The 17664-nt window shown below is 54.9% G+C and carries 17 protein-coding genes, 1 tRNA gene and 1 other RNA gene; 16 read left to right on the top strand and 3 right to left on the bottom strand.

Features of this window, described 5'->3' with window-relative positions; genetic code table 11:
* The first annotated feature begins 653 nt into the window (after nt 1-653).
* From Q371_RS21665 to rpoZ, 4 genes are read left to right on the top strand one after another with little or no spacing between them, the layout of a single operon-like run.
* The gene (locus Q371_RS21665) at nt 654-977 is read left to right on the top strand and encodes a GntR family transcriptional regulator (protein ID WP_281174333.1); all 324 of its coding nucleotides are present in this window, start codon (nt 654-656) and stop codon (nt 975-977) included.
* Nucleotides 974-1699, top strand: coding sequence for an ABC transporter ATP-binding protein (locus tag Q371_RS21670; protein WP_051965017.1), 726 nt, complete (start codon nt 974-976; stop codon nt 1697-1699). The genes Q371_RS21665 and Q371_RS21670 overlap by 4 nt, the downstream gene beginning before the upstream one ends.
* A complete protein-coding gene (locus Q371_RS21675) occupies nt 1700-2425 on the top strand; it encodes a hypothetical protein (RefSeq protein ID WP_034344537.1) in 726 nt (241 codons plus the stop codon).
* Between the two features lie 34 nt (nt 2426-2459).
* A complete protein-coding gene (gene rpoZ, locus Q371_RS21680) occupies nt 2460-2753 on the top strand; it encodes a DNA-directed RNA polymerase subunit omega (protein WP_034344540.1) in 294 nt (97 codons plus the stop codon).
* Between the two features lie 45 nt (nt 2754-2798).
* Here the strand turns inward: rpoZ and Q371_RS21685 are convergent, their stop codons facing one another.
* The gene (locus Q371_RS21685; RefSeq protein WP_034344543.1) at nt 2799-3227 is read right to left on the bottom strand and encodes an NUDIX domain-containing protein; all 429 of its coding nucleotides are present in this window, start codon (nt 3225-3227) and stop codon (nt 2799-2801) included.
* A gap of 268 nt (nt 3228-3495) precedes the next feature.
* On the opposite strand from Q371_RS21685, the gene coaBC reads away from it, so the two are divergent.
* The 4 genes from coaBC (at nt 3496) to Q371_RS21705 (ending at nt 6857) form a co-directional block, all read left to right on the top strand.
* Nucleotides 3496-4683, top strand: a complete 1188-nt coding sequence (gene coaBC, locus Q371_RS21690; protein ID WP_034344547.1) for a bifunctional phosphopantothenoylcysteine decarboxylase/phosphopantothenate--cysteine ligase CoaBC — start codon at nt 3496-3498, stop codon at nt 4681-4683.
* Nucleotides 4684-4820: 137 nt separating this feature from the next.
* Nucleotides 4821-5285: an arginine repressor gene (gene argR, locus Q371_RS21695; protein WP_034344550.1), complete on the top strand. Its 465-nt coding sequence runs from the start codon at nt 4821-4823 to the stop codon at nt 5283-5285.
* A gap of 273 nt (nt 5286-5558) precedes the next feature.
* Entirely contained in the window at nt 5559-6197 is a 639-nt protein-coding gene (locus Q371_RS21700; protein ID WP_034344554.1) for a MarC family protein, read from the top strand.
* A 132-nt stretch (nt 6198-6329) separates the two neighbouring features.
* On the top strand, nt 6330-6857 hold the full coding sequence (locus tag Q371_RS21705; protein WP_034344557.1) for an HNH endonuclease: 528 nt from the start codon (nt 6330-6332) through the stop codon (nt 6855-6857).
* A 106-nt stretch (nt 6858-6963) separates the two neighbouring features.
* On the opposite strand, the gene Q371_RS26180 is transcribed toward Q371_RS21705, so the two are convergent.
* A complete protein-coding gene (locus Q371_RS26180) occupies nt 6964-8154 on the bottom strand; it encodes a hypothetical protein (protein WP_157442872.1) in 1191 nt (396 codons plus the stop codon).
* A gap of 233 nt (nt 8155-8387) precedes the next feature.
* On the opposite strand from Q371_RS26180, the gene Q371_RS21715 reads away from it, so the two are divergent.
* From Q371_RS21715 to Q371_RS26190, 6 genes are all read left to right on the top strand, one after another.
* Nucleotides 8388-10802, top strand: a complete 2415-nt coding sequence (locus Q371_RS21715) for a tetratricopeptide repeat protein (protein WP_051965020.1) — start codon at nt 8388-8390, stop codon at nt 10800-10802.
* 19 nt (nt 10803-10821) lie between these two features.
* The gene (locus Q371_RS26185; RefSeq protein ID WP_051965022.1) at nt 10822-12870 is read left to right on the top strand and encodes a S8 family peptidase; all 2049 of its coding nucleotides are present in this window, start codon (nt 10822-10824) and stop codon (nt 12868-12870) included.
* 160 nt (nt 12871-13030) lie between these two features.
* Nucleotides 13031-14821, top strand: a complete 1791-nt coding sequence (locus tag Q371_RS21725; RefSeq protein ID WP_034344560.1) for a menaquinone biosynthesis decarboxylase — start codon at nt 13031-13033, stop codon at nt 14819-14821.
* Between the two features lie 137 nt (nt 14822-14958).
* Entirely contained in the window at nt 14959-15318 is a 360-nt protein-coding gene (locus Q371_RS21730) for a hypothetical protein (RefSeq protein WP_034344563.1), read from the top strand.
* Between the two features lie 130 nt (nt 15319-15448).
* Nucleotides 15449-16087, top strand: a complete 639-nt coding sequence (locus tag Q371_RS21735) for an SOS response-associated peptidase (protein ID WP_281174332.1) — start codon at nt 15449-15451, stop codon at nt 16085-16087.
* Nucleotides 16088-16203: 116 nt separating this feature from the next.
* Nucleotides 16204-16581, top strand: coding sequence for a hypothetical protein (locus tag Q371_RS26190; RefSeq protein WP_157442873.1), 378 nt, complete (start codon nt 16204-16206; stop codon nt 16579-16581).
* 115 nt (nt 16582-16696) lie between these two features.
* On the opposite strand, the gene Q371_RS21745 is transcribed toward Q371_RS26190, so the two are convergent.
* Nucleotides 16697-16773, bottom strand: a tRNA-Pro gene (locus tag Q371_RS21745).
* Nucleotides 16774-17067: 294 nt separating this feature from the next.
* Here Q371_RS21745 and ffs point away from each other — a divergent pair.
* Both ffs and Q371_RS21750 read left to right on the top strand, forming a co-directional pair.
* An RNA gene (gene ffs / locus Q371_RS26635) (signal recognition particle sRNA small type) lies at nt 17068-17166 on the top strand.
* Nucleotides 17167-17522: 356 nt separating this feature from the next.
* Nucleotides 17523-17664 (top strand): ATP-dependent Clp protease proteolytic subunit (locus Q371_RS21750; protein ID WP_281174334.1); only part of this gene is annotated, 142 nt, incomplete at its 3' end.

The following is a 17664-nucleotide window of genomic DNA, read 5'->3' on the forward strand; positions in this document are numbered from 1 at the left end:
ATCAGGGGATAACTGCGGTAGGTGCTTCTGACCGGTTGCCCATCTTCGCCGACCAGTACGGCTTTGCAGCCTGTGGTGCCCAGATCCAGTCCAATCACATTCATGTGGTTTTCAATATAGCCTCTGGGGATGAGATGGGCTGTGAGGATTGGCAAGAAGAAGGCAGAAGGCAGCGACCCCGCGCCGACCGAACCGCTTCGGAGGCGCATCTTGGGGTCAAGAAGAAGGCAGAAGGCAGAAGGCAGAAGGCAGAAGGCAGAAGGCAGAAGGCAGAAGGCAGAAGGCAGAAACACTGTTACCACCACTGTAGGGGCGCAGCGTGTTGCGCCCAATGGCAGGGATCTTTGTTGTGTAGGGGCGAGGCGTGCCTCCCCCTGAAAGTTCTGGCTGATGCAATGCAGGGCGAGGCACGCCTCGCCCCTACACAAATCCCCTTGAAGATTTTTGTCGTGTGATACACCGTGCTCTCGGCCCTGTGTCCTCGGCTCTCGGCAAAAGGCAAGGCACACCCAACCTCCTTCAACGTCCAATCCCCATCAAACCTCCCATTCATTGACAGTGTATTAGTTAAATAGTACACTAGAATATATCTCAGGAGGATGCCAGTGCATGACCCCAATTTTGACCAAACACGCCCCATCTACCTGCAGCTCATGGAGGACATCATGAGCCGGGCGGTCCGGGGCGAACTGAAACCCGGAGACAAAATCCCGAGCGCAAGGGATTTCGCTCAGGAAAAACTGGTGAACCCCAACACCGTGGTGCGGGCGTATCAGGAACTCGAACGCATCGGATTCATTCAGACCCGCCGGGGTCTGGGCAGTTTCATCACCGACGATTACACCCGCATTGACGCCGCCCGAGAAGACCTCGCTTCGCAGGCCATTGAGCGCCTCTTGCAGGAGCTTCGCAAACTGGGCATGGACAACCACGCCATTGAAACGCTGGTTCAAAAGAAATTGGAGAGCAGCTCATGATGTTGCAAACCCAGAACCTCACCAAACGGTTTTTCAATTCTGTCGCTCTGGAAGACCTCACCTTCACCGCCAATCCCGGAGAATTCATTGGCCTTTTGGGCGTCAACGGCAGCGGAAAAAGCACCCTGATCAAGATGGCCGAAGGACTGGTCAAGCCCTCCTCTGGAAGCATCAAGGTGCTCGGGCAAACCCCCGGTGAACAGACCCGCAAGCTGGTGGCTTACCTCCCAGAGATCGACCACCTGTACATGAGCTGGAATGCCCGGTACGCCTTTGACTTCATGAAGGCTTTTTTTCCCATGAATGAGCAGCGCTTCAAAGACGTGCTGGAATTTTTGAGCGTCAATGAAACAGCCCGACTGGGAACCCTGTCTAAGGGTAACCGCACGCGGGTCCGTCTGGCCCTTACGCTGGCCAGAGAAGCCAAACTGTATCTGCTGGATGAACCCCTCAGCGGCATTGATCCCCTCACCCGTGAGCAGATCCTGCACACCCTGATCCGTGAATTTCGTGCAGACGATGCCGAATCCACCATGATCCTCGCCACCCACCAGATTGCCGAAGCCGAAAGTTTGTTTGACCGGGTGCTGGTTCTGGACGGGGGTCGCGTGCTCCTGGAAGGCACCGCAGAGGACATTCGCAATGCCAGAGGCATCAGCATTGACCGTGCAGTCAAGCAAGACGCCATGATGGCCGAAGCCCGTCGTCGGGGAGGAAAATAAATGCATTTCTGGATGCTTTTTCGCAAAGAAGTGGAACAAAACTACCAGTGGGTGCTGGGTGCTGCTGCAGTGATTCTGCTGCTCAGTCTGGTGATCCAGTTTCAGGTGAAAGACAGTTCTGTGCGGGCAGCCCTCAGTGCCATGCTGCTGGGGTTGCCCTTTCTGGACGCTCTGGTCAAAGGTTTTTACCAGATTCGCAATGAATATGCCCGCAACACCCATTACTTCCTGAGGTCGCTGCCCACTTCAGGGCTGCACATTCTGGCCAGCAAGTACCTCTGGCTGGCTGTGGAGGTGCTGCTCCTGACGGTCTTCGTGTTGCTGCCCGTTTTCTACTTCATCCTCACGTCGCAGCCGGGTGCTTTTCAGCAACTGATGGATGGCCTGCGTGACATTCTTGCCCGAAACCAGCTGGGTGAGTTTCTGAAAGTGCTGTCTGTGGTGGTGCTGGCGGTTTTGCCTTTGCCTGTGATGGCTTATGTGTCCCAATTGGTGGGTCAGCGTGTGGGCAAGGTGGAATGGCTGGTGGGTGGCGTCACCTACATCCTGCTGAGCTGGGTGGGCATCACCCTCTATGACCAGTTGCATTTTCTCAAGGATGGTCCCGGCCTCACCATGGCCAACAGCACGGTGGAAGTGTCCCTGACCTATGTGGTGTTTCAAATCACCGTTTCGGCCTTGCTGCTGCTGCTTGCAGGCTGGCTGTTTGACCAGCAGGACCTGTAACCCTATACTGAAGTATTGCCTTTAGGAGGACACCATGGCGGAACCCAACATCGACAAAATGCTTTCCCTGACCAACAGCAAATACAGCCTTTCTGTGGTGGTCGCCAAGCGTGCCCTGCAACTCAAAGCAGGCACCCCCAGCGCCCTTCCCGTGGACCAGCGCGCCAAAATCCGCAACCTCGTGACCGTGGCCATGCGCGAACTGGCCAGCGGCAAATTGCAGGTTGGTGAAAACCTCATCGACGAAGAGAAACTCGCTCAGGACCTCCAGCGCACCAAGCAGGCCCTGTTGCAGGCCCAGACCGTTCACGCCCTCGAACGGGATTAAAACCCCACCTCGCTTCGCTTTCCTCCCCGAACAGGGGAGGATTTTTCATGACTTGATGAGTTTCTGCATGGCCAGTCGGGTGATGGCTTCATCAGGACCACCCACTGCACAACGCTGCAGCATTTCCTCTGGGGTGACCACATCGAGTCCTGCCCCTTCCAGCACCTCCAATTGGTAGGGGTCTCCAGAGAACTGCATCCCGAACACGTGGATGGTGTACTCCATCTCTGGGGTTTCGCCTTTGCAGCATCCCCAGAGGGTCACGTCTTCAGCCTGCAAGGACAGGTTCAATTCTTCACGGATTTCCCTGAGGATGGCGTCCAGAGGGGTTTCGCCTGCTTCCAGACCTCCACCAAAATAGCCCCACGGTGGGGGTCTGTGCCCATCCCGGTTTTGCACGATGATCTGTTGTCGGTCTGGCAGGAAAAGCACCAGCACAGCATTGTTCTTGATGGTTTTCAGAGGGGCAGTCATGGGGTCAATTTAACACGGGCGACTCTGGCGTACTGCTGTCTCTGACGCTGTGCTGGAGGCAATTGAAAGCCCTGTTACAGCTTTTGGGTGCGAGTTTGCAATGAACGGTTCACAGCAAGACCAGCTTTGAGCCCTTGGCTTTCTGCCTTCTGCTTTCTTCCCTGCAAGCTTAAACTTTGCTCTCGGCACTCAGCACTTGGCCAGTCCGGTGTTCTCCCACAGCACCCCTTTTGCAGTAGACCACAGGGGAAAGTGATACTTTGGCCTTATGCATCGTGTGCTTGTGATTGTGTGTGCCTCTGTGGCAGCCATGAAAGCCCCTTTTGTCCTGCGCCGCATCCGTGAAACAGGGTGTGAAACAAGGGTGATTGCCTCCGACAGTGCCCTGAATTTCGTGACCCCTCTGGCGCTCAGCAGTGCCTCGGGCAATGAACTGTACACCCGAGGGTCGTGGTTTTCCCCTCAGGCCGGAGCCCAGCACCTTGAACTCGCCCACTGGGCCGAAGCCGTGGTGGTGGTGGCTGCCAGTGCCGATTTCATGGCAAAGGCCGCTCTGGGGCTTGCAGACGATCTGGGCAGTGCCACTTTGCTTTCGGTGCGTTGTCCGGTGATGTGGGCACCTGCCATGAACACCGCCATGTGGGAACATCCGGCAACTGGGGCCCACAAAGCCAAATTGCAAAGCTGGGGTCACCAGTTCATCGGCCCCACTTCAGGCAAACTCGGGACCCGAGGGGAAGGGGAGGGCATGGGCAGAATGCTGGAACCCGAGGAGATCGCAGAACAGGTCAAGCGGGTCTTTGCACCCAAGGATCTGGCAGGCAAGAAAGTGCTGATCAGCGCTGGACCCACCCGTGAATACCTTGATCCGGTGCGGTTTGTGTCCAACCCTTCCAGTGGGAAAATGGGTTTTGCTGTGGCAGAGGAGGCCCTCTCCAGAGGGGCCGAAGTGGTGATCGTCTCGGGTCCGGTGTCCATTCCTGCGCCTGCGGGATCAAAAGTGGTGCCTGTGGAGTCTGCCCTGCAAATGAAAGCGGCCATGGAAGACCATTTCGAGTGGTCCGATCTGGTGGTGATGACCGCTGCCGTGGCAGATTACCGTGCTGCCGAACAGAAGCACGAAAAGCAGGCCAAAATCTCTGAGCAGGTCACCATCGAAATGGTGCCGAATCCAGACATTCTGGCGGCTCTGGGCCAGAAAAAAGGGAACAGGGTGCTGGTCGGTTTTGCAATGGAGACCCATGCTGGTGTGGAGCGTGCGGCAGGCAAGGCTCAGCGCAAAAATGCAGATTTCATTTGCCTGAATTACCCAACCCGCGAAGGCACCTCGTTTGGTGGAGACGACAACCAGGTGACTTTTGTGTTTCCAGATGGTACATTTCAAGACCTGCCTCGCATGTCCAAACGCGAGGTGGCAAGGTTGCTGCTGAATGAAGCCATGCAACGCATGCAGTGACTTTCCAGTGCGGTTTGGAGATTTCAAGGGTAAAACGTCCATCCATTCTGATCTAAAGTGGCAGAATGCATAAAAAAACTGCATAAAAATACCCTTTTCCAAACCGTATATACTGTTGCATAATTACAGGTACCCTTATGGCACTCACCAAAGAACAACGTCAAAGACGCATTCAGGAAATCATCTCGCGTGAAGCGATCTCCACCCAAGCCGAACTGGTCAAACGCCTCAACGACGAAGGCATGAACGTCACACAGGCGACCATCTCCCGTGACATCAACGAACTCAGGCTGGTCCGGTTGCCCATTGGAAAAAGCAAGCACCGCTATGCTCTGGCCCATGTGGCCAACGAAAGCGATGTGATGGATGAACTCGCCAAACTGTTCCGCTCTTTTGTGCGCGACATGGACCGTGGTGAAAACATCATCGTCATCAAAACCGCCGAAGGCCATGCCAATGGGGTGGCCTACCTGATCGACAAACTCACCAGAGATGACATCATTGGCACCCTTGCCGGGCAAGACACCATCATGCTGGTGGCCCGCACGGTCAAAGACGGTGAAAACCTCTTGGAAGAATTGAGCGCACTGCTGGTTTCCTGAGAAGGGCCTGCAGTATGCCGAGGGCCGAGAGCACAGGGCCGAGGGCAAAAGAAGGCTTTGGCTGAAGCATAGCGGGCGAGGCATGCCTCGCCCCTACAGGTTGTTGTCGAGAATTCCTTCCATTGGGCGTAGCACGCTACGCCCCTACAGATCTCCTTGACCATCTTTGGTGCGTGGTGCACAAAGCTCTCGGAAAGATTTGACAACATCGGTCAAATCATCGACCGTGCCTTCTGCCTTCTGCTTTGTTTCGATTGTATACAATGGTCTGTGATGACGGACCTGTTTGCCCTTGCCACCCAGACCTTTTTGACCATGGTGGTCGTGATGGACCCCATCGGTCTGGCCCCCATTTTCATCGGTCTGGCTGGAAACCGACCCTCTTTTGAACGCCGCAAAATGGCGATCAAGGCCACTGCGGTGGCCGGGGTGATCATTTTTCTGTTTGCCTTTTTTGGGCAGTCGCTTTTGGACCACCTTGGAATCAGCATTTACTCGTTCAAGATTGCAGGTGGAATCTTGCTGTTTTTGATCGCTCTGGACATGGTGTTTGCCCGTCCCAGCGGTGCCAAAGAAACCGAAGAAGAAGAAAAAGAAGCCCAGAACCGACAGGACCCGAGTGTGTTTCCTCTGGCCATTCCCCTCATTGCTGGACCGGGAACGCTGGCCAGCATCATGATTCTGGCGACCAAAGCCTCCGGGCACATTCTGGATCTGGTGGTGGTCATGGCGGTGACCGCGATTGTGCTGGCCCTGTGCTATCTGGCCCTCAGGCTCTCGGGGCAGATTGCCAGAGTCATTGGCCTGACCGGGGTGCATGTGGTGACCCGTGTGCTGGGGGTTTTGCTGGGTGCTCTGGCGGTTCAGTACGTAGCCGATGGGGCATGGGGCATCATCCAGTCGCATTCCTGAAGAATCCCTCAAAAGAGACTTTTCAAATGGGAATTTGGTTTGCCAAAGAGCGATTTTAGGCCATAACGCTCATCAAAATTCGCTATTTTGCCAACAGACAGCTCACCAAAAGCCGTTAAACTGGATATTGGTATGAATGCGACTCAGCTGGTTCCTTTGAACCTCAACAAACCCCGTGTGCTGGTGCTCAACGCCAGTTACGAACCGATGCACATTGTGTCGATCAAACGGGCGATCACGCTGGTCATGCATGATGTCGCAGAGGTTCTGGAAGACAGTCAGGACTTCATTCACTCCCCGAGCACCGTCATGCCTGTGCCGAGCGTGATCCGCCTCAAGAAATTCATTCGGCGTCCGAGAGTGCAAGTTGTTCCCTTCTCGCGGCGCAATGTACTGCGCCGCGATTTTTTTACCTGCCAGTACTGTGGCTCGATGCTGGAACTCACCATCGACCACGTGATGCCCCGTTCTCGGGGAGGCCGTCACGCCTGGGACAACGTGGTGACCGCCTGCCGGGAGTGCAACCAGAAAAAAGGCAACAAGACCCCTCAGGAAGCAGGGATGCCCCTCAAGCATCCTCCCAAAGCCCCCAAATTCAATGTGCTGACCCTCGGGCAGGATTTGCAGTCTCAGGAAGTCTGGAGCAAGTACCTGTACTGATTCCCTTTTGATGGCTTGTTTCACGTGAAACGCTGTTTTCTGAGACAAACATCCCAAAGAAAAACCCCTTCCTGATCCACAGGAAGGGGTTTTGGAGAGTGGGGTTTCACCAAGGGTTGGCGGAGGTTCCGTTGATGGCCATCCAGAAGGTGGTGTTCTGGAAAGGGGTCAGGTTGTTGCCCCGGATGGCGGCCCAGAAGTCCCATCCTGCCCAGAGGGTGCTGTCTCCGTCGTGGAATTCTGCCATGCGGTAACCTGCCCCAAAGTTCTGGGCACAGATGCCGTCTGCCACAGCTCTGGAGGTCAACAGTTGGCCTTTGATGGGTGCGGTCAGGGCGATGGTGCCTCCAGACCAGGTTTTGCGGTAAGCCCCACCGGGGGTGGTGTAGTGGGTGCCAATCACGGCAGTTCCGGGGTTGGGCAGGTTCGACTTGTTGATGCACAACATGGGCAGGGTGCCACTGGTCAGGGTGTCCCCGTTGTAGGCATCAGAAGCGGCGTGGATGCCCACCAGTCCGTAAGTCTGGGTGCTGCTCTGGGCGGTTTGCAGCAGTTTCCAAGTCATGGCTTTTTTGACTGGAGCGGTGCCGTAATTGTTGATGTATTGTTGCAAAGCATCCAGAATTTGCTGGAACTGATCGGTGACGTGCTGTTGGGTGCCCACATAGATCAGGGTGGCATCCACACTGATGTCTTCCCAGCCGCGGCAGTAACAGGGGAACCCACGATAAGAAGCGGAAACGGTGGCATTGATGGTGTTGTGGCTGGCCGCATAGCTCTGGGCGATGTTGCTGAAAGAGCTGTATTTCTGATCCAATCCAGCTTTGAATTTGCTGGTGATGTCAAAAAGGGGAATGCCTTTGATCACGGCTTTGGCTTCCAGATCCCGGTAAACATTCATGGCGAGGTTGTAGCTGTTTTGCACTTGCAGGTTGGAAACAAAGGTGGATCCTGCTGCCAGGGTGCTCACCGAACGGCTTCCGCTGTTGGAACTCCACACAAGGGTGTTGGTGGACAGAATGGCATAGCCAGCAGGAGGATTGTAATTGGCTGCCCCTGTGGGATTGCGGTTGCCAGAGGTGGCTGTGACGGCCAGGTGGTCGATGGCCCGCACGGTGATGGTGCATCCCACCACTGGCGCGGTCATGTTGCATTCGGTGAATCCTTGTGCGCCCACCACCGCCTCAACAGCAGGTTTGTCCTGTTCCACTTGCGCGGCGGAAGGCATCTGGGTGGAACTGCAACTGGCCAGAATGCTGCTCAAAATCCCAAGGGTCCACAAAACAGGTTTCTTCATGATCTCTCCTTTTCGGAAACGGGTTCCGGAATGGCCAGAGCATAAGAAAGCCACATTGAATTGAGCATGAATTGAAAACAGCCCAGCATGAATTTTGATTTTGTCCAGCCATTGCACCTGTGCAGTGCAGGTTTTTGGTGGTTGATCTGTTTTTTGAACAGGGTACAGTTGGAGTAGGTTGTTGGTGTTTTGCCTTTGTGGGTCAGGGAAAACTTTCCTTAAAATGGACACCAGTGAAACTGCATACGCTGGGCCAACTGCAACTGACCCATTCGGATTTCAACCAGATGAAATCTTTGCTTTTGCTGGCCCACCTGACCGTGGAAGGCAGCAAAGCCAGACGGGTGCTGGCTTCTTTGTTTTGGCCTGAGGCCAGCAATCCCTTGAACAATCTGGCAGTGGCGGTGTTCAAAATGCGTCAGGCTGGGCTTCTGGATGCCGATGAGGTGCGCGTCTGGTCTCTGGTGGGTTCTGATGTCCAGGACTTGCGTCAGGCACTGCAAGCCAGAGAATGGGACAAGGCGCTACAGGTGTATCAAGGCATGTTTCTGGATGGGGTGAAACTCTCGGGTTGCAGCGAGGAACTGGAAGAATGGGTGTTTCACACCCGAGAGCAACTGGCGGGTGAAATGGTGCTGGTGCTCTTGGAATTGGCCCAGAAAGAGGCTGCCCAGATGCAGTTTCTGGAAGCGGGTAGGTGGGCTGCGCAGGCTTTTCAACTTCAGGGGGCACCACCTTTGGCACTGGAAACCTTGCGCCGATTGCACGGTTTGCTGCTGGGGGCCAACCATCCTCTGGCAGAGAAAACCCATCAAGAACTTCAAGAATGGGGGGTGCAAATCCACCTCACCCCTGAACAGGCCCGAGCGCAATTCCAACCTGATGGGGTGGGCCGGGAAAATGAACTCCACAAATTGCTGGCCTTGCAACCCGGAGCATGGGCATGGGTGCGTGGAGGCATGGGCATGGGAAAGACCACCTTGCTCAAATGGGTGGCCCAGCGCAAAGGCTGGATGCACCTGCAAGGCAGGCAAGGCTCGCCTTATGCCACCCTGAAACCCCTGCTGGGAGAAGGGCCATTTTCAGAGGTCCAGATGCTTCATCGGCTGCAAGACTGTTCTTTTGTGCTGGACGATTGGCACTTGGCAGACCCTGAGAGTCAGGCTCTGATGTGCAAACTTCAGCAGTTGCATCCCAGCAACCCGCTGGTGATTTCCAGCATGGACCGTCCTGCCATGCCTGTGCACACGTACTTTTCTTTGAAACCCTTGTCTCCCGAGAACCTGCAAGACCATCCGGGTGCTTTTGATGCCACACAGGGTTTGCCTGCTCTGGTGGGTGCATGGCTTCGGAAAGAGCCTTTGCTGGATGCCCTTGAAGCCCGCTTGATGAAACTGCCTGAATCTGCCCGCTTGGTGCTGTACACCACTGGCCTGATGGCTGCACCCGATTACAGCCTGATTCGTACCGCTCTGGGCATGGATGCTGAAACTTTCAGTTGGAATTTGCAGCTTTTGCAAGATGCTGGATGGTTGAATGCCCACGGTCATTCCAGCGTTCCTGCACTGATCAAATCCCATCTGGATGCTCAGGTGCATCTCAAAGCCCGCCTGACGTTGCAGTTGGCCCGCCACCTTCCTGAGATGGAGGCTTTGCCCCACTACCGGGACACCCGGCCTTTCTGGGATGAAAAGGACCTCGCTCGCATCACACGGGCTTACAGTGCCTTTGCCCGAGAAATCCTTTTGAAAGGTTTTGCCCAGCAAGCCGCAGACCTGCTCAAAGAGGCCCCAGAGACCCTGGAGATCCGCATGTTGCGGGCCAGATCTCTTGAGCAGGCAGGTGCAGCTCAGGAAGCCCTCGACTTGCTGGAACCTCTGGGAGAGGCCACTCAGGTGTGCGGTCTCCGTGGACTTTTGCTCTGGAGACTCGGACAGGCAGAGGCCGCAGAACAGAGTGCTCTGGCAGCGCTCAAGGGAGATCTGGAATCCAAAGCAGATGGTTTGAGCACACTGGGCAACATCATGTTTGCCAGAGGAAATTTTCAGGAGGCCGATCAGCACTTCCGGCGTTCAGCGACCTACTGGAAAGTGGTGGGGGAGACCTCCCGACATCTGGCCATCTTGCGGAACAGTGCCACCGCCCGTTTTCGCAGTGGGGAAGACCCCGAGCAGGCTTTTCAAGAGGTGCTGGAAGCCACGCAGGACCATCCCGTATTGTTGGCCCGCACCTACCTGAATCTGGGCAATGCCTTTGAGCAGCGCCGTCAAACTGCATCGGCCCAAAATGCATACCTGAAAGCCATTGAACTTTCCCAGCAGATTCAGGACATCGCCACAGAAAGCTATGCGTGGAACAACCTCGGGATGCTGCACCACAAAGGCCACCACCTGCGGGAAGCTGAACATGCTTACCAGAGGGCTCTGGAAGGGGCCAGACAAACCCGCGACCCCCTGATCACTGCAGTCGCTCTGGGCAACCTTGCAGAACTGCTCAGCGATCCTTTGATGTGGCAGGATGCCATTGACATGCTGCACGAGGCAGGGCACACCGCCAAAGCCCAACAAATGACAGAGCACATGACGGCCTATTGTCTGGAACACGACATCCCAATTCATGGGAAATTAAAGCCCGATCACATAAATTGAAATCCAGTGGAGGTTTTGGATGCGCTGGATGTGGATTCCTTTTTTATTGGTGGGTTGTGCAAGCCTGAATGCCCCTGAGCAAACTGCAGAGCAGGTGGTTTCGCAGAACGGTGGGACGTTTGTGTTGGTGGGTACGGATGCGACCAGCAATCCTTACCTTGGAGATACGCCTGTGTCCCAGAGTTTGCCGGTGTTGTGCATCAACAAGTCGAACCTGCCCAACCCCGGTGCTGCCATGATTGGCACGTCCTACACCACTCCCGGTGGGGCTTACCGCAGAACCTGGTCAGGAGGCACCATCGCCCTGACCCCACCCATCAAAGGTCAACTGTTGACCTCCAGAGCTTTTGCAGATGGCATCTGTGCCCAGAACTTCGGGGCAGGTTACCGCATGGCCAGCTTCCATGATGGAGACAGTGCTGTGAATGCAGGATGGGATTTCTGGGCCGCCACCTCACAACTCAGCCGTTTGCAAACCCAGCGGTTCTGGGTGGCCATCAACACCACCAGTGCCAATCCTTGGAACAATCCCACACAGCCCACCCGCAAAGCGCTGACTTGGAGGGTGCTTGCCCCCACTCTGGCTCCGCTGGGTGCCCAGTTGCAGGGCAGCAGTTGGCAACCCGGTCAGAACCTCACGGTGCTGATCAACCGTCAGGGCCAAAATGTGGACGACCAAACCTTGCAAGGCTTGCAGGTGTTGCTGGACGGACAGCCTGTGCCTTTTGTGACGCGAGCCTCTGCCCTGACCGTGACCTTGCCCTGGACACTGGCCGTTGGAACCCATGAACTCCGTGTGACTGAGCCACAAGGAAGCATTCCTCTGTCTTTTCAGGTGACTGCCCTGAGCCCCAGCCAATGGAGTGCCACCGACACCAGCTACGAAGTGCTGGCCGTGGTCCTGAGGGGCGTGCAGGAAAGCACCCTGCAAAGCAAAATCAACCAACTCAACCAGAGCCTCTCCACGAATGTGCAGTACGTGGCTGGCAGCTTGAAACCCCTTTCTGCCACCGTGCATCCTTTGCAAAGTTGCAACACCAGTGTGGCCACCCTGAGGATTCCCAAAACGGCTCCTCTGGGCTCCGTGCTGGCCCGACTGGATGCTGAAAAAGACACCTTCTCTGGCATCAATCCCATCAGTGTGGATTACATGGACGCCGGAGTGTATACAGCAGAACCGATTTCGCCAGCCTTGTTGCGCAGCACCCTGGGCCTGGATGCTGTGCAAAATGCAGGATGGACCGGAACAGGAACCACCATCGCAGTGCTGGACACTGGAGTGGCCGGACACACAGAACTCTCGGGTCGCCTGATCAGCCGGGGCAATTACAGCGATTTCCCCTCCGACACCATTGGATCGGACCACTTTGACGACCGTCAGGCCCTGTACAACACCAGTGGCAGCAACATGATGCTCGGGCACGGAACGCCTGTGGCGGTGCTGGCAGCGGGCAAGACGCTCGGGGTGGCCCCACAAGCCCAGTTGGAACGGGTGCGCGTGTGTGATGTGAACGGCAGGTGCCAGCTGAATGCTGTGGTGCAAGGCCTGTGCGCCACCCTCAGCAAACCCCAGAGTGACCTGCGCAAACTGGTGCTGAACCTCAGTTTTGGTGGAAGCACCCCCAGTGTCATCATGGAAAACCTCTTGTCTGAAGCCCTGTCCAGCAACGTGCTGGTGGTGACCAGTGCAGGCAACAGCCAGAGGCTGCAGTATCCAGCAGCTTACGGCTTGCCCGGACTGGTGGTGGTCGGTGCAGCAGAGAAAAAAGGCAGCCTCTGGCAGACCACCGGATTCAGCAACACACAGGTGGTGATCGATGTGCTCGCTCCGGGTGCTGGCCTCACCAGTGGTTCAGGGGTCAGAAGTGTGAATGGTTACATCGACACCTACAGCAATTTTCAGGGCACTTCTTTTGCGGCACCTCTGGTGTCAGGCACTTTGGCCTTGCTCAGGCAGAAATGGCCCAACGCTACCCCTCAGGAACTGGAGCGCTTGCTGCAAACCCGTCAGACTCCCGTTGCAGCCTCTGTGGTGGGGATGCTCAACCTTCCTGATGTGCTCCGCTGAATTGCACCCTCCGAATGTGGAAAGAAGGACCTGAGAGGGTCCTTTTTTGTGCTTTGGTTTCGTGGTTTGTCGGACAACGTAATTCTGAATACAAGTGGGAAGTCCGGGTTGGCATGCGCCGGGACATTTTTATCACTGGAGCAACAGATAAACTGTTCCCATGGCCTTCAATGACCTGCAATCCTTCATCGCCCTTCTGGAAAGCAAAGGACAGCTGATCCGCGTCAAGAAAGAAGTGGACCGACACCTCGAAATCACCGAAATTGCAGACCGTCTGGTGAAAAAAGACGGTCCCGCAGTGCTGTTTGAAAACGTCAAAGGCAGCCCCTTCCCTCTGGCCATCGGCCTGATGGGAACAAGGGAACGCATGGCCTGGGCTCTGGGTTCCAACTCTCTGGATGAAGTGGCAGACCGCATCAAAAGCCTGTTGAACGTCAAAATGGGTGGAGGGTTGCTGGGCATGGCCTCCAACCTGACCAAATTGAAAGACCTCGCCAGTCTGCCTCCCAAACGGGTTCGCACTGCACCTGTGCAGGAAGTGGTGTGGCGCGGCAACGAAGTGGACCTGAGCAAAATCCCTGTCCTGCACTGCTGGCCAGACGATGGTGGCCCTTTTGTGACTTTGCCTCTGGTGATCACCAAGGACCCCATCTCCGGGGATTACAACATGGGCATGTACCGCATGCAGGTGATGGGCAAAAACACCACCGGCATGCACTGGCAGCGCCACAAAACCGGAGCGAGACACCTTGAAAACGCCAAAAAGTTGGGCAAACGTCTGGAAGTGGCCGTGGCTCTGGGTGGAGATCCTGCCCTGATCTACGCTGCCACTGCCCCCTTGCCACCGGTGCCGGGCCTCAACGAGTACGCCATGACCGGGTACCTGAGGGGTCAGGGGCAACCTCTGGTGAAAGGCATGACCGTCGATCTGGACGTGCCAGCCAACGCAGAGTTCATTCTGGAAGGTTACGTGGACCCCAACGAAGCATGGATTGATGAAGGGCCGTTCGGGGACCACACCGGGTTTTACACGCCTGTGGACAAATATCCGCTTTTTCACGTCACAGCGGTCACCATGCGCAAAAACCCCATCTATCCGGCCACCATCGTGGGGCGTCCGGTGATGGAAGATGCTTACCTGATCGAAGCCTCTGAACGGATTTTCCTTGCTGCTGCACAGCTGATCGTGCCAGAGATCAAAGATTACTTCATGCCTCCTGCTGGGGTGGCCCACAACTTGGTTTTCGTGGCCATGAAGAAAACCTATCCCGGACAGGCTTACAAGGTGGCCAATGCCCTGTTTGGCCTCGGGCAGATGATGTTCGCCAAGGTGATTGTGGTGGTGGATGAAGACTTCAAGGTCACCGACTTTGATGGGGTCTGGAGGGAAGCCGCCCTCAAAGCTGTGCCGGGCTTCCACACCTTGCATGGACGCGGTCCCATTGACGTGCTGGACCACAGTTCCAGACAGTGGTCGTATGGTGGAAAACTGATTATTGACGCCACCACCAAGCACCCAGAGGAGAAAACAGAAGACCCCTTCACCCCTGCTCCCACACAGGACCTGCCTGCTCTGGAAGGGATTCTGGACCAGTGGCAAAGCCCAGACGGTTACTGGATCGTCAAAGTCCAGAAAACCCGTGACCATCAAGGGCAAGAACTGGCTCAGGAGCTTCTGAACAGTCCTGCTGCCTCTGGCATCCGGCACTTGCTGCTGGTGGACGATGAAACCGATGTGCGCGACCTGCAAGACGTGTGGTGGACCATCCTCAACAACATCGATCCCGAGCGGGACGTCAAAGTGCTGAACGGTAAAATGTATTGGGACGGCACCCCCAAACGCGCCGATGAGGGATTTCACAGGGTCTGGCCCAAGAAAATCACCATGCCCGAGGACATCAAAGATAAGGTGTCCAGAAACTGGGCAGATTACGGCCTCCCTCCCCTTTGAGCCCATAAAGCTTCCCTAAAACAGCATAAACTTTTCCTCACCCAACTCCCCCTCCTGATCATGAAAAGAAAAAGCATGGTCAGGATTGTTTTTTTGCACCTATAAACTCAGGCTGCAAACCATGAAACATTGAACAGGTGAATTCAAAATGGGAGGGTTTTGAACTGGATGAGCAAAATAAATCAGGATTTCTGACAGTACAGCACGGCATTTTTCTGGATAATGGTCCCATCTCAAACAGAAGTTTCCAAATCACTTCTGGAAAGGAGATCAAGATGAGCGAACCGAATTATCAACCTGAAAATCACCATGACACCGACAAGCACATCAAACAAGAACAAAATCCTCAAGGTGACACCGGCAAGGTCCAAAAAGACCACCGTGGCGGTGGTGAAGGTGGCTCCAAGGGCGGCAATGTTGGACCCAACACTGGAATCGGTGGTGGTCAAGGCACCGATGGTGGTGTCGGAACCAATGGAAGCCGACAGGGAAGCTAGACCCTAAATCTTCATATACTTATCCCAGGAAATCAGAAAGAAGTCCTCTCCCGCGCGAAGGAGAGGGCTTCTTTCTTTGCTTTTTTGAACCCTCTGGCGCATCATCAGAGAAAAGGTTCGGAGGACAGGGGTGCAGATTCTTGGGAACAGTGGGCATGCGCTGATATGGGGTCTTGGTTGGCCCGAGTCCTGCCCTGTTTCCAGAGAGGTTTCCCCGAGGCAGTTCTACCCCGTGATTCGCAAAAGTCCAGCGCCTCCTCATGCCTTCGAAGTGGTGCCCATGCGTTGGGGATTGGTGCCCCACTGGTGCCTGACCCGAGAAGACCTTGAAAAATACAGCTCAAAGACCTTCAATGCCAGAGCCGAAACCGCCCACGAGAAACCCACTTTTCGGGACAGTTTCTGGCGGCGAAGATGCCTGATCCAGATTGCAGGTTTTCTGGAATGGCGCACCATCGAAAAATGCCGTGAAAAGCATCTGGTGCTCAGCAGCAACGCTGGCCCTTTGATTCTGGCTGGACTCTGGGACCGGGCATGCATTGAAGGCAAAGTGCTGGAGTCTTTCACGGTGCTGACCTGCCCTCCCAATGCTTTGCTGGACGATATCCACCAGAGGATGCCCGTCATTCTGGGCCAGAAAGCGGCCAGAGACTGGCTGGAACACCAAGGAAGCCCTGCTGACCTGTTGCGCCCCTGCCCTTCGCACTGGCTGGAAATCGTGCCAGCCAATGAAGGAAAAAACTCAGGTTTTGATCTCGGGGAGGATTGATGATTCATCTTATGGTGTGTAATCATGCGACAAGATTTGTCGTGCGCGACAAATTATAAGTGATTTGCGCTTAAAAATTGTAAGATTTAATTACATGATTGTGATAGCTTGAAGGCATGAAGAAAACGCTCATGATGTTCTCTATGGTGGGAATTTTGCTTGCGTCTTGCGCACCAACATACAATCCTTCAACCATCAGCGATGATTTGTTGACATGCGATGAAATCCGGACTGAGATCGCACGTGCAGAAAGCATCAGAAATGAAGCTCAGGGAAACAAAGGATTCAGCGCACAGAACATAGGTTGGGCTTTGTTGTTTTGGCCTGCCATCTTTTTGAACGAGTCCAACAACAGTCAAGTGATTGCCAAGGCAGACAGCAGAATTCAAACCCTGCAAGTGTATTACCGTCAAAAGAACTGTGCCCAGCAGAACAAGCCAGCAGATCAACCTGCGCAACAAAATCCAGACACCACTCCACCCACTCAACCCTGATTGCAGTTCAAAGGGGACCAGCAAAATGCTGGTCCCCTTATCAGAAAAACACAACAAAAAAAGAGAGCAACTCAAAGTTGCTCTCTTTTCGGAGTGTCTGGTTTTCACTCCATTTTGGTCGAGGCGGCGAGATTTGAACTCACGACCCCTACCACCCCAAGGTAGTGCGCTACCAGGCTGCGCTACGCCTCGACACGTGCCCATATGGGCAGAAAGAATATTACTTGAAAAGCGTAAAAGTTGCAACCCCCTGAGATGGCATAGGCCAGATGATAGAGCTGCAAAGGGCATCTGGTGGTCTGGAAATCTGCAGAAGGCAGAAAGCAGAAAGCAGAAGGCCAAAGATTTTATCTTTCTGACAGTGCTTTTTCTCTTGACAGTGGCATGATTCAGAGCAAACGCCTTGGCTGGATTGTTGCCTTCTGCCTTTGCCTTCTGCTTCTTGATTTGCCTGACCCTCCAGAGTGTGTTAAGATACCTGACGCATTGCTGGCGCAACGCAGCATTGGCTCTCGAATCAGGTCAGGACCGGAAGGTAGCAGCCTTAAGGGATGCCCAGTGGGTGCCGTTGCTCACCGGCAATGCTTTTTTTGTGTGCCTGCGGCCCGCCGAGGGCTGAGAGCCAAGGGCCGAGGGCAAAAAACAATTCAAACGAACATCTTTGATAAAGGTGCAGCACACTGTCTTGTACATAACAGGAGACCACATATTGGTCTCTTTGTCCGCTGCACCTTTATTTGCGTTGGTTTGTGTTTGTTTAAAGCCTTGACACCAGAAACTCTGGAGTCTACCTTGCTCTCGGCTCTCGGCTCTCGGCTCTCGGCTCTCGGCTCTCGGCTCTCGGCTCTCGGCTCTCGGCTCTCGGCTCTCGGCTCTCGGCCTTTCGCCGTATATGCCAGTGTGCATTTCACCCTAGGGTTTTTCACGCAAGCCGTGACATAATGCTATGCATGAGCATCATTCCATACGTCATCGAGCAAAGCGGCCGCGGCGAGCGCATGTACGACATCTATTCTCGCCTGCTGAAAGACCGGATCATTTTTCTGGGTACGCCCATTGATTCTCAGGTGGCGAACACCGTGG

The organism is Deinococcus misasensis DSM 22328, assembly GCF_000745915.1.
GTDB lineage: Bacteria > Deinococcota > Deinococci > Deinococcales > Deinococcaceae > Deinococcus_C > Deinococcus_C misasensis.